The organism is Streptomyces sp. NPDC020362, from assembly GCF_040642095.1.
Classification (GTDB): domain Bacteria; phylum Actinomycetota; class Actinomycetes; order Streptomycetales; family Streptomycetaceae; genus Streptomyces.
On record NZ_JBFAET010000246.1, the window covers coordinates 1 to 11834 of the forward strand.

Here is an 11834-nt window from a genome sequence, read left to right on the forward strand (position 1 = left end):
GGCCGGACGCAGCGCCGACTGTTTCCGCGCGCTCGCCGACCCGTACGGCGAGTTCCTCGCCCTCACTGCTCTGGGCAACATCCACCGGAGCCGGGGCGACCACGAGGCGGCACGGAAGTACCTCGATGCGGCGCTGGCGATCCGGCGCCGGGTCGGCGACCGCCGGGAGGAAGGCATCACCCTGGGCTGCCTCGGCCTGCTCCACTTGGCCGACGGGGACACCGCAGGCGCGCGGGCGACCCTCGCCCGGGTTCTCGCGGGCTTCGAGGAGACCGACGACATCCCCGGAACCACCAACAGCCTGCTTCACCTCGGGCTCGTCGCCCGCACCGCGGGTGACCGGGCGCGCGCCCGTGCCCTGCTGAGCCGCGCCCAGAGTCTGGAGGACGTCGCCGGCTCGATCTCCGCCGCCGGATGGGTCGACCTCATCCTGGCGCGGCTGCTCCGGCAGGAGGGCGACCTCGACGCCGCCGAAGCGGCAGCCGCCCGGGCCGGTGAGCTGTTCGCCCGCCTCGGCGACACCCGCGGTCCGGCCGTCCTGGGGCACACCACGCCACCGGCACCCACCGGTCAAAGCCGCTGCTGAGTGAGTGCTAAGAGGCGCTGCCTACGGTCGTGAACATCAGCGCAAGCACTCACACCGAGGAGCCGACCATGTCGATCGACACGGCAAAGGGCATCCTGGGGGACGCCACCATCGCCGAACTGGAGGCGGGCCTGCGCGGCACCGTCGTCCGCCCCGACGATGCCGACTACGACCAGGCCCGCGCGGTCTGGAACGGGGCCCACGACAAGCACCCCGCGCTGGTCGTGCGGTGCGCCGGGACAGCGGACGTGATCCGCGCCGTCGAGTTCGCCCGCAGCCAGGACCTTCTGGTCGCCGTGCGCGGCGGCGCGCACAGCATCGCCGGGTTCTCGACCTGCGACGACGGCATCGTCATCGACCTGTCGCAGATGAAGGGCGCCGTCGTCGATCCCGAGCGGCGCCGGGTGGTCGCGCAGGCCGGGATGACCTGGGGCGACCTCGACCACGAGACCCAGGCCTTCGGCCTCGCGGTGACCGGCGGCCTGATCTCCACGACCGGTATCTCCGGCTTCACGCTCGGCGGCGGAGTGGGCTGGCTGCTGCGCCGCCACGGTCTGACCTCGGACAACCTGACAGGGGCCCAGGTCGTCACCGCGGACGGCCGCGTGGTGCGCGCCGACGCGCACCAGCACTCCGAGCTGTTCTGGGCCCTGCGGGGCGGCGGCGGCAACTTCGGCGTCGTGACCTCTCTGGAGTACCAGCTGCACCCGGTCGGGCCGCAGGTCCTGGCCGGCCTGATCGTCTATCCCCGGGAACAGGCCGAGCAGGTGATCACGGGCTGGCGCGAGCTGACCGGCGGTATGCCCGACGACCTGACGACGGTGGTGAACCTGACGACGGCCCCTCCCCTGCCCTTCCTGCCCGAGGAGGTCCACGGCACCCGCGTCGTCGTGGTGCTCGGCATGTACGCGGGCGACCCGGCGGCGGGCGAGACGGCCGTCGGTCCGCTGCGCACACTGGGGACTCCCGTCGCCGACCTCATGGGCCCCATGACGTACACGGGCATGCAGTCACTGATCGACCCGCTGTGGACGGCCGGCGCCCACAACTACTTCACGTCGGCGTTCATCGAGCCGTCCGACGCCGCGCTCGAGGCCGTGCTGCGGCGCCACCTGACGACGCCCACGCCCTCCAGCGAACTGCATCTGCACCAGCTGGGCGGCGCCTTCGCCCGCGTGCCCGCCGAGGCCACGGCCTTCAGCCAGCGGGACGCGAGCGTGCTGTGCAACGTGATCGCGCGGTCCCCCGACGCGACGGACTTCGACGCACATGTCGCCTGGGCCCGCGCCACCCGCGAGGAGATCGCACGCCACGGCCACGGAGCCATGTACGTCAACTTCACCGGCGACGCCGCCGAGGACAAGGTGCGCGCCGCGTACCCGGGCGCGGTTCACGAGCGGCTGGTGAGGGTCAAGGACACCTACGACCCCACGAACCTGTTCCGGCTCAACCAGAACATCCGCCCCTCGACCGCGGCGTGACCGGGCTTCCGGCGCCCAGGAACGTCCCCGGCACCCGGACCAGACCTCCTGGAGCAGCGTCCGGCAGTCCTCGCCGTAGGTGGACACGGCTGCGTACACGACGTCGAGAGCCGCCTGGAGCGGGTCGGCTTCTGTGGCACCGAGCAGGGCGGGGGCGGCCAAGTGCGGCTGCGACACGCGCAGTCGCCGGTACGGCTCGATCGTGGCCACCAGCATGTGCCGCGCTTCGGAAATCGTCTCGCCCGGCGGATGCGTCGTGACGACGATCGGGAGCACGATCTCGTGCATGACCGCGTCCGCGTCGTCTCGTGCGGGCGGCTGGAAGGGAGGCCGCTCGGACGGGACGGCGTGGCCGACAGTTCTGTGGGGGACGCGCGGATCCGTGTACGGGGCCTGCCGCACGCGGTCCGGTTCCTCGAACAGCGGGGCAGCAGGCGTCCTTCGGCCAGGGCGGTGAGTCCCTCGGCCATCCGGTCGAGGTCGGCGAGGCCGGCCGTTTCGCACGCGTGGCGGGCTGCCGGCCCAGCCACCTCACGCTGGACCCCGGGGCCGGCGGCGTCGATGGCGTGGACGAGGTCCGGCTCGAAGTCGAGCAGGCCGCGTACGTTGCCGTCGACGGAGCGCAGGGCCTGGCTCGGCAGCCGGCCGCCCCACTCCCATCGCTCGTGGGCGAGGCGGCGTTGCTCTTCGGCCTGTTCCCGTGCGAGCCGGGCGAGGCGTTCGGCTTCGGCGCGTTCGGCGGGCGTGGGGGAGGCGGCAGCCGGCGGGCGTAGTCGTGCCGGTGGGCGGCGACCGCGGAGGTCTGCTTGAGGACATGGTCCGGGGCGGGCGGGGCGGGCCAGAACTGCAGCAGCTAGCGGTCCAGTCGGGGTTCCCCCTCGAGCAGGGTGCCCTGCTGCCCCGCCTCGTCCATGCCCCGGGCGCTGTAGCGCACCCGGTGGTCGGACTCGTCCGGGTCCAGGTCCCAGGCGCCCTCGCCTCCCCACTCCACGAGCATGCCGCCGGCCGCAGCAGGGCGGAAGGACACCTCGACGACGTCCTCCCAGTCCGCCTCCAGGGGCGGGGCCTGCTCGTGCACCTCGACGGTGAAGCCGACGTGGCCCGTGTGCAGCCCGGTCGTCAGCCACAGCGCGCCGGGAACCGACGCCCCGCACAGCCCGCCGCTCCGCCCGGCGAAGGCCTCTGCAAGATCCAGGCCGCAGTGGTCCGGATCGCTCTCCACGTAGATCTGACCGTACGGGATGGGGACCCTTCAGTCGGTCGGCAGCACGGCCGGCAGGCCGAGCGCGGCCGACACCTGGCGCCAGATGGAGGTGAGGGCCGAGTCCAGGGTGACCGTGTGATCGCGCAGCATGAGGCGGATGCCGTAGCCGTCGCTCAGTGACAGCACGAGTGTGCTCAGGTCGTCCACGTCGGTCGGTGTGAACTCGCCGGACTCGATGCCCCGCCGCACCGCGCCGGCCACCCAGGCGTGCAGCTGCGCGTACAGGTCCACGGCGAAGGTGCGGGTCGTCTCGTCGCGCAGCGCCCGCGCCCACAGCTCCTGCCACAGCCGCCAGTCCTGCTGGAGTTCGGGATCGGTGGGCAGCAGGCTGCGCAGGATGCGGGCCAGGATGACCGCCGCCGACGCCGTCTCCGCGTCGTGTTCGAGGCCGACGGCGGTGTTGGCGAACGAATGGGTCATCGCCTCGGTGAACAGCTTCTCGCGCGTGTCGAAGTGGTAGTGCAGCAACGCCGTCGACACGCCGGCCCGCTCGGCGACCATGCGCATACGGATCTTCTCGAAGCCGATCTCGGCGATGACCTCGCACGCAGCGGTCAGGATGCGCTCGCGTGTGTCTGCCGTGCGCACCTTGGTGGACACCCTGCCGCTCCCCTCGTCCGGTGGTCGTACGCCATGACCATCTTCCCTCACCTTGGCCTCGCCGGTGCCGCTGCCGCTCGCTGCGGCTGGAGGTCGTAGGTGTGGAAGCCCCGCCCGGACTTCCGCCCCAGCAGACCGGCCTCCACCATCCGGGACAGCAGCGGAGGCGGCGCGTACTGGGGCTCACGAAACTCGGTGTACAGCGACTCGGCGATGGCCCTCGTGGTGTCCAGGCCGATCAGGTCCGTCAGGGCCAGCGGACCGAGCGGGTGCGCACAGCCGAGCACCATGCCGCGGTCGACGTCCTCGACGGTCGCGCTGCCCGACTCCACCATGCGGATGGCGGCCAGCAGATACGGGACGAGCAGCGCGTTGACGACGAACCCCGCTTTGTCCCGGGTCCGGACGACTTCCTTGCCGAGGGTGCCGGTCACGAAGTCCTCGGCCCGTGCCGCGGTGGCGGGCGAGGTGAGCAGCGACGGGACGAGTTCGACGAGGCTGAGAACCGGTACGGGGTTGAAGAAGTGCACGCCGATGACGCGGTCGGGGCGGCTGGTCGCGGCGGCGAGCCGGATGACCGGGATGGAGGAGGTGTTGGTCGCGAGGATGGTGTGCTCGCCGGTGATGACGGCGTCGAGGCGGGTGAAGACGTCGAGTTTCAAAGCCTCGTCCTCCGCCACGGCCTCGACCACCAGGTCGTGGTCGCGCAGCGCCTCGATCCGGTCGGCCACCGTGATCCGGGCCGCGGCGGCTTCCCGCTGTTCGGCGCCGAGCTTGCCGTGTGCGGTGGCCCGGTCGAGGGAGCGGGCGATGCGGTGCAGTCCCGCACGGGCCGCGTCCGCATCGCGTTCCACGACCGTGACGGGCATGCCGGCGCGTGCGCAGACCTCGGCGATGCCGGCGCCCATCAGGCCGCAGCCGACCACTCCCACCCGTTCGATGTCGGTCATCCGTCGTCCTCTCCGCTGTGTGGTGATCCGGGCCGGCCGCGTCCGCCGCTTGGCCGGAAGGGGCCGGCCGTCGCGGGCCGGGGCGGATGGCGGCCCCGGCCCGGGAAACGTGTCAGGCGACCGGCAGGTCCAGGACGCCCGAGCCGCGCCTGATCAGCTCGTTGGCGATGATCAGCCGCTGGATCTCGGAGGTGCCCTCCCAGATCCGGTCCACGCGCAGCTCGCGGTAGAGCCGCTCCACGGCGTACGAGCGGTCGTAGCCGCGGCCGCCGTGGATCTGCAGACAGCGGTCGATCACCCGGCCCGAGGCCTCGCTCGCCGAGAGCTTGGCGATGGCCGCCTTGGCGTGCAGGGTCTTGCGGTCCTCGGCCGAGGCCTGGTCGATCTCCCAGGCGACCTGGTGGGTGTAGGCCCGGTTGACGGCGATGTCCACGGCGCAGTCCGCGAGCATCCCCTGGATCAGCTGGTACGACGCGATCGGCGCCCCGAACTGCTCCCGCTCCACGGCCCAGTCACGGGCCAGCTCCAGGGCCCGTTCGGCGGCGCCCGTCGTGCGGGCCGCGATCATCAGGCGCTCCTCGGTGAACCAGGAGCGGGTGATGTCGTAACCCTCGCCGATGCCGCCGAGCACGGCGTCGTCGCCGACCTGGACGTCGGTGAAGGTGAACTCGGGGTGCTCGTAGACGAAGGTGTGCATGAAGCGCGGCACGCGCGTCATCTCGATGCCGGGGGTGTCCTTGTCGACGAGGAACAGCGTGGGGGCGCGGTCCGGGCCCGCCGCGGCGAGCACGATCATGAAGTCGGCGTGGTCGCCGACCGTCACGAACCACTTCTCGCCGTTGAGCACCCAGCCCTGGTCGTTCTTCGTCGCAGTGGTGGCCAGGTTCTGCGGGTCCGAGCCCGCGCCGGGCTCGGTGACGGCGTAGCAGTCGCGCCGCTCGCCCTTGATGACCGGGACGAGGAAGCGCTCGCGCTGCTCGGGGGTGCAGAACCTGAGGGCGTTGGCGGGACGCCACACCATGTCCCACAGGGCGCCGGTGAGCCGGCCCAGTTCCTCCTGCACGGTGGCCTGTTCGGCGATGGTGAGTCCGGCACCGCCCCACTCGGCCGGCATGTTGACGGCCTGGAGTCCGGCGTCGAGGACCGCGTCGCGGATCTTGGCGTGGGCGTCGGCGGGCAGGCCGTTTTCTTCCTCGCACTGCAGCTCGTAGGCGGCGATGACGTCGGTGAGGGCGCGCGCGTCGGCCTTGAGCTGCGCCTGGCGCGGGGTGAGGCGGAAGTCCATGGGAGTCCTCGCTGTGGGGTGGGCTGTGGGGTGATGGGTGGGCAGGGCGCGGGGCGGTGTCAGTGCGTGGGCAGCGCGAGGGCGCGGGTGCCGCGCTTGATCAGTTCGTTGGCGATGATCAGCCGCTGGATCTCGGAGGTGCCCTCCCAGATCCGGTCGACGCGCAGCTCGCGGTACATGCGCTCGACGGGATAGGTGCGGTCGTAGCCACGGCCGCCGAAGATCTGCAGGCAGCGGTCGGCGACCCGGCCGGCGGCCTCGCTGGCGGCGAGCTTCGCGGTGGAGGCCTTGGCGTGCAGGGTCTTGCGGTCGGTGTGGGGCTGGTCGGCCTCCCAGGCGACCTGGTGGGTGTAGGCCCGGTTGACGGCGATGTCCACGGCGCAGTCCGCGAGCATCCCCTGGATCAGCTGGTACGACGCGATCGGCGCCCCGAACTGCTGCCGCTCCACGGCCCAGTCACGGGCCAGCTCCAGGGCCCGTTCGGCGGCGCCGACGGTGCGGGCCGCGATCATCAGGCGTTCGTCGGTGAACCATTCCTTGGTCAGCTCGTAGCCGTTGCCGACGCCGCCGAGCACGTCCTCGTCGGCGACGAAGACGTCGGTGAAGGTGAATTCGGGGTGCCCGTTGACGGCGGAGTGCATGAAGTGCGGGACCCGTGTCATCTCGACGCCGGACGCGGCCCGGTCCACGAAGAACAGCGTGGGCAGCCGGTCGGGCCCCGCGTCCGCCTGCACCAGCAGGAAGTCGGCGATGTCGCCGCAGGTGACGAACCACTTCTCGCCGTTGAGCAGCCAGCCGCCGTCGGTGCGCGTGGCCGTGGAGGTGCCCGAGGACGGGTCGGACCCGGCGCCCGGTTCGGTGACGGCGAAGGCGTCGAACCTCTCGGCGCGGATGACGGGCAGCAGGTACTTCTCGCGCTGCCGCTCGTCGCCGTACGCCAGGACGTTGGCGGGCCGCCAGGGGATGTCCCACAGGCAGTTGGTGACCTTGCCGAACTCCTCCTCGACGATGACCTGGTCGAGGAGGCTGAGGCCGGCTCCGCCCCACTCGGCGGGCATGTTGATGGCGTAGACGCCGGCGTCCATGGCGGCCCGGGTCAGTTCGGTGACGAGCTGCTGGGGCAGGGGGCCGCCGGCCTGCTCGGACTGGTCCTCGTAACGCATCAGCAGGCGTGCGTAGTCGGCGGCTCGGCGCTTGAGGTCGGCTTGCTCGGGGGTGTAGCGCATGTCCATGGGGGCCTCTTCGGTCGGCTGGACGGGGCGGGGGCGGACGGCCCGGGGCGGGGCCGGGTCAGGCGAGCACGGCTCGGGAGTCGAGGGCGAGGACGCCGTGCGGGCCGACGAACAGGGGGTTGACCTCGATCTCGGCGATCTCCGGGTGGGCCGCGGCGAAGGCCGTGATCGTCTCGACGGCTGCCGCCGCCGCGGCGACGTCGACGGGCGGGCGGCCGCGTACGCCGTCGAGCAGGGCGGCGGTGCGCAGTCCGCGCAGCAGGCTCAGGGCCCGGTCGGCGGGTACGGGGGCCAGGGTGAAGGCGACGTCGTGCAGTGCCTCGGCGAGCACTCCGCCGAGACCCACCATGGCGACCGGGCCGAACCGCGGGTCGCGGTTGACGCCGACGATCAGCTCGATGCCGTCGGTCAGGTCCGCCATGGCCTCCACGGAGTAGGAGGGGGCGCCGAGACGGGCGTGCATCTCGCGGAAGGCGGCGAGCAGTTCGCCGGGTCCGGCCAGGCCCAGTGCCACACCTCCGGCGTCGGACTTGTGCAGCAGATGAAGGGCTTTGAGCACGTACGGGCCGGTGAACTCCTCGGTCACGGCGAGCAGTCCGGCCTCGTCGTGGATCTCCCGGGCGGCCGGGAAGGCGAGTCCGGCCTCTTCGAGGGCCCTGCGGGTCTCCAGGTAGCCGACCTCGCGCAGCTCGGGCGCGGGCCGGGGAAGGGGTGTGACGCCGGTGGCCAGCGCGCGGGGTGCCGTCGCGGCCAGGGCGCGGGCCGCGTCCTCGGTGGCGGCGAAGACCGGGATACCGGCCTCGGTGAGGGTCCGGCAGCTGGGTGAGTCGGGATACATCGACTGCACCACGAGGGGTTTCGCGGTGGCCCGGTGCCGGGCGGCGATGAGGTGTGCGGCCGCCTGTTCCCCGTCCGCGAGGGCCGTGCCTCCTCCGCCGAGCCCGCCGTCGGCGGCCGCGTAGCCGCCGAAGTAGCCGGTCATCAGGACGGCGTCGGTCTCCTCGGCGGCGAGCAGCGTGGCGACCGTCTCGGCGTAGGAGCCGGGGTCCTGCTCACCCATTCCGGCGAGGTCCACCGGGTTGGCGACGGCCGACTGCTCCCACAGGAGCTCCCTCAGACTCCGGCGTGTCGTCTCCTGGAGTTCGGGCACGTGCAGGCCGGCCGCCTCGGTGGCGTCGGCTGCGACGACGCCGTGGCCGCCGCCGTCGGTGAGGACGGCGACCCGGCGGCCGGCCGCCCGTCGCGCGCCGTTCAACGCGGCCAGCACGACGGTGAGTTCACGGGGTGTGGCGACCAGTTCCACACCGGCGTCGCGGCACGCCGCGCTCACCACGTCGGCCGAGGTGGTCAGCGCGCCGGTGTGAGACTGGGCGCTGCGGGCCGAGGCGTCGCCGCGTCCGGCGGTGAGCAGCACGACGGGCTTCCCGGCGGCCGCGGCGGCTTCGGCGAAGGCGCGGCCGTCGGCGAAGTCCTCGGCGTAGACCGCGATGGCCCGCGTCCCCTCGTGCTGGGCGCAGTCGGTGAGCAGGTCGACGAGGGTGACGTCGGCCTGGTTGCCGAGCGAGACGAACCGGGAGAAGCCGAGCCCGTGCGGGCGGAAGCGGAGCTGGAGTTCGAGGGCGAGGTTGCCGCTCTGGCTCAGGAGCGCGACGCCGCCGGGTGTGAAGGTGTCGGAGGCCAGGAAGAGGTCGGTGGTGTTGTCGGCCAGGCCCAGGCAGTTGGGCCCGATCAGCACGGCACCGGCGGCGCGTACGCGTTCGGCCACGGCGCGCTGGCGCGTGCGCCCCGCGTCTCCGGTCTCGGCGAAGCCGGCTGTGATCGCCACGATGGCCCGGGCCCCGCAGCGCAGTGCCTCGTCGACGGCGTCCTCGAAGCCGGCGGCGGGCACCGAGACCACCGCCAGGTCGACGGGCTCGCCGATCGCGCTCAGACTGGGCGCGACGGTACGGCCGAGCACCGTGCCGCCACGCCGGTTGACCAGGTGCACGGGGCGGCGGCCGTTGGCGCGCAGGGCCTGCGCCGCGATGGCATGGCCGTACTTGGCCGGGTCGTCGCTGGCTCCGACGACGGCTACGGAGACGGGGTCGAAGAGAACCGAAAGGTCGCGTCCCATGTCACTTCACCAGCCGCAGGGCGGAGTTGGGGCAGGCGGCGACGGCTGCCGCGGCGGCTTCCTCGCCTCCCTCGGGGACGGTGTTCTCGCGCACCTGCGCGTAGCCCCACTCGTCGAGGTCGACCAGCTCGGGGGCGGGTTCCTGGCAGAGGCCGTAGCCCTGGCAGCGGGTGGAGTCCAGCAGGAGTTTCACGGTGCGTTCCTTTCGGTGCGGCGGGTGCGGGCGCGGAGGCGGGGGTGAGGGAGGAGGCCGGGATGCGGGTCAGGGCACCGGCACCGTGAACCGGCGTCCGTCGGCGGGTGCGGGGTCCGCGCAGGCGGGGCACACGGCGCCGCGGTGGGCGTCGATCCGGTCGGGGAAGTGGGTGAGGAGGCTGGCGACGACGCGGGCGGCGGCATCGAGCAGCCCGCAGGCTCCGCGGCCGGGCAGTTGCTGTGACCAGCGGCTCAGCCGGCCGGTCGCGTCGTCGTCCGCCTCTCCGCGTGCGACGGCGGTGAGGGTGCCGGTCAGCGCCCCGGTGCCGGAGACGCACACGCCGCACTGCCGGGCGCTCTGGGCCGCGAGGTAGGCGGCGGCCTCGGTGGCGACGGCGACCGGGCAGTCCTCGGGGTGCAGGAAGTGCAGCGCTCCGCAGCCCAGCGCTCCGCCGGCCGCTCTCAGGCGGTCGTGGTCGAGCGGGAGGTCGGTCCAGCCCGCGCCGTGCAGCCCGCCGAACAGACCGCCCAGCAGCACCGCGTCGGCCCTGCCATGACCGCACAGGTCGGCGATGACCTTCAGGTGCGTACCGGAGGGCACCTCGGCCAGTGCGACCGTGCCGCCGGTGCCCGCATCCGCGTCGGGACGGGTTCCGGTGCCCGAGACGGTCACCAGATGGGCGTCGGCGACGGCCTCCGCGGCCTCGGAGCACGTGTGCATCAGCGCGATGCGGGCCAGCGTCTCCACGTTGGCGACGAGGGTGGGCGCGCCGCCGACACCGCTCTCGAAGGGGCGCGGGGGTTTTGCCGTGGGCAGCGCCGGGCCGCCGTCGATGCGCCGTACGACCGCCGTCTCCTCCCCCGCGACATACGCGTGCTCCGTCCGTACGACGTCGACGCGCAGCTCGGGAGGGCGCTCGGTGAGCGCCCGGCGCACGGCGCGCTCTGCGGGGGCGTCGGAGAGATACACGTAGCCGCGCCGGGCGCCGGTCATGGCCGCCACGAGCCTGATGCCGTCCAGGACCGCATGGGGTCGGTGCCGCAGCAGCCAGCGGTCCTTCACCGAGCCCGGTTCGCCCTCCTCGCCGTTGGCCACGACGACGGGCGGGCCCGGCGCGTCCCGGACGGCGCGGAGTTTGACGGCGGCGGGGAAACCGGCGCCGCCCCGGCCGCGCAGCCCCACGGCGTCGATCCGGTCGAGCAACCGGCCGGGCTCAGGCAGCGGCGCGTAACCGCCTGCGGCGAGGTAGCCGACGTGGTCCTCGCTGCCACCGGCCGGCCAGGCCCCGGGCAGCAGGGGGGCGAGGAGGCCGGGCCGTCCTTCGGGGAGGAGGGAGAAGACGCCGGTCATGCGGGGCTCCTGGGCTCGGAGTGGCCGAAGAGATCGAGGGGGGTGGTGCGACCCCTGGGATCAGTGGGATCAGTTAGACCCGAGGGATCGGTAGGACCCGTGGGTCCGCAGGGGTCGGTCGGTCCGCAGGCGCCGGAAGGACGGGGCGGACGGGAAGGGTGCGGAAGGCCGGACCGACGAGAGGCACCGGAAGGACCGGACACTCCGGACGGGCCGGGAAGACTGGAAGGGCCGGACGGGCTGGAAGGGCCGGACGGTCCGGGGACGGCTCCGCGGCCGGTGCCGCTGCGGGACCGGGACCGCAGCCGCGCCAGCGCCCCCTCCAGATCCCGCCGCTGTGAGGTGGTGCGCGTGTAGCCGGCACCGGGCAGGCCGATCAGCATGCGGTGGTGGTCGAGGACAACCTCGCCGGCGACCACCGCCGCCCTCGGATCGGTGCTCGCGGGTCCAGCCGCGGCCTCGACGACCAGCGCGGTGACCTCGCTGAGGTAACGCAGCCAGCCGCGTTGCGTGCCGCGCAGCACGAGCCGCTGCACACGGTGCCGCTCGGCGGCGACGAGGGCCGCCGGCGGGCGGCCGTCCGCCGGCGACCGCAGGGCGGCCACCGCGGCGGGCAGTTCCTGTTCGGGCTCCGGCGTGAGCCCGAGCCATACGAGACTTCGGCGAGCGCTCATGCGTGCCTCCGGGGTCGCACCGTTCCCTGGTGTCCGGAGACGGGACGGCGCGGCGATGGCATGGACGGGGAGGGCGGCTCCGGCGCCGTGACGAGAGGGGCGG

The 11834-nt window shown here is 73.2% G+C and carries 11 protein-coding genes; 3 read left to right on the forward strand and 8 right to left on the reverse strand.

Going from position 1 to position 11834, the window contains the following annotated elements:
• From AB0H32_RS42725 to AB0H32_RS42735, 3 genes are all read left to right on the forward strand, one after another.
• On the forward strand, positions 1-586 hold a 586-nt coding region (locus AB0H32_RS42725; protein ID WP_361133260.1), incomplete at its 5' end, for a tetratricopeptide repeat protein.
• 68 nt (positions 587-654) lie between these two features.
• On the forward strand, positions 655-2067 hold the full coding sequence (locus tag AB0H32_RS42730; RefSeq protein WP_361133263.1) for an FAD-binding oxidoreductase: 1413 nt from the start codon (positions 655-657) through the stop codon (positions 2065-2067).
• A 506-nt stretch (positions 2068-2573) separates the two neighbouring features.
• Positions 2574-2840: a hypothetical protein gene (locus AB0H32_RS42735; RefSeq protein ID WP_361133266.1), complete on the forward strand. Its 267-nt coding sequence runs from the start codon at positions 2574-2576 to the stop codon at positions 2838-2840.
• An 80-nt stretch (positions 2841-2920) separates the two neighbouring features.
• On the opposite strand, the gene AB0H32_RS42740 is transcribed toward AB0H32_RS42735, so the two are convergent.
• The 8 genes from AB0H32_RS42740 to AB0H32_RS42775 form a co-directional block, all read right to left on the reverse strand.
• The gene (locus AB0H32_RS42740; RefSeq protein WP_361133269.1) at positions 2921-3289 is read right to left on the reverse strand and encodes a hypothetical protein; all 369 of its coding nucleotides are present in this window, start codon (positions 3287-3289) and stop codon (positions 2921-2923) included.
• Between the two features lie 30 nt (positions 3290-3319).
• Positions 3320-3931, reverse strand: coding sequence for a TetR/AcrR family transcriptional regulator (locus AB0H32_RS42745; RefSeq protein ID WP_361133273.1), 612 nt, complete (start codon positions 3929-3931; stop codon positions 3320-3322).
• A 47-nt stretch (positions 3932-3978) separates the two neighbouring features.
• The gene (locus AB0H32_RS42750; protein WP_361133275.1) at positions 3979-4881 is read right to left on the reverse strand and encodes a 3-hydroxybutyryl-CoA dehydrogenase; all 903 of its coding nucleotides are present in this window, start codon (positions 4879-4881) and stop codon (positions 3979-3981) included.
• Positions 4882-4993: 112 nt separating this feature from the next.
• The gene (locus AB0H32_RS42755; protein ID WP_361133278.1) at positions 4994-6166 is read right to left on the reverse strand and encodes an acyl-CoA dehydrogenase family protein; all 1173 of its coding nucleotides are present in this window, start codon (positions 6164-6166) and stop codon (positions 4994-4996) included.
• A 59-nt stretch (positions 6167-6225) separates the two neighbouring features.
• Positions 6226-7398 (reverse strand): acyl-CoA dehydrogenase family protein, encoded by a 1173-nt coding sequence (locus tag AB0H32_RS42760; protein ID WP_361133281.1) that lies wholly within the window; start codon positions 7396-7398, stop codon positions 6226-6228.
• Positions 7399-7456: 58 nt separating this feature from the next.
• A complete protein-coding gene (locus AB0H32_RS42765; RefSeq protein WP_361133284.1) occupies positions 7457-9511 on the reverse strand; it encodes an acetate--CoA ligase family protein in 2055 nt (684 codons plus the stop codon).
• Between the two features lies 1 nt (position 9512).
• A complete protein-coding gene (locus tag AB0H32_RS42770; RefSeq protein WP_361133287.1) occupies positions 9513-9704 on the reverse strand; it encodes a ferredoxin in 192 nt (63 codons plus the stop codon).
• Between the two features lie 69 nt (positions 9705-9773).
• Entirely contained in the window at positions 9774-11057 is a 1284-nt protein-coding gene (locus AB0H32_RS42775; protein ID WP_361133290.1) for an NADH-ubiquinone oxidoreductase-F iron-sulfur binding region domain-containing protein, read from the reverse strand.
• Positions 11058-11834 lie beyond the last annotated feature (777 nt).

Excerpts from the sequence above, each read along its gene's own strand:
- AB0H32_RS42730 (WP_361133263.1), top strand. The coding sequence starts at position 655 with ATGTCGATCGACACGGCAAAGGGCATCCTGGGGGACGCCACCATCGCC.
- AB0H32_RS42750 (WP_361133275.1), bottom strand. The coding sequence starts at position 4,881 with ATGACCGACATCGAACGGGTGGGAGTGGTCGGCTGCGGCCTGATGGGC.
- AB0H32_RS42755 (WP_361133278.1), bottom strand. The coding sequence starts at position 6,166 with ATGGACTTCCGCCTCACCCCGCGCCAGGCGCAGCTCAAGGCCGACGCG.
- AB0H32_RS42760 (WP_361133281.1), bottom strand. The coding sequence starts at position 7,398 with ATGGACATGCGCTACACCCCCGAGCAAGCCGACCTCAAGCGCCGAGCC.
- AB0H32_RS42765 (WP_361133284.1), bottom strand. The coding sequence starts at position 9,511 with ATGGGACGCGACCTTTCGGTTCTCTTCGACCCCGTCTCCGTAGCCGTC.
- AB0H32_RS42775 (WP_361133290.1), bottom strand. The coding sequence starts at position 11,057 with ATGACCGGCGTCTTCTCCCTCCTCCCCGAAGGACGGCCCGGCCTCCTC.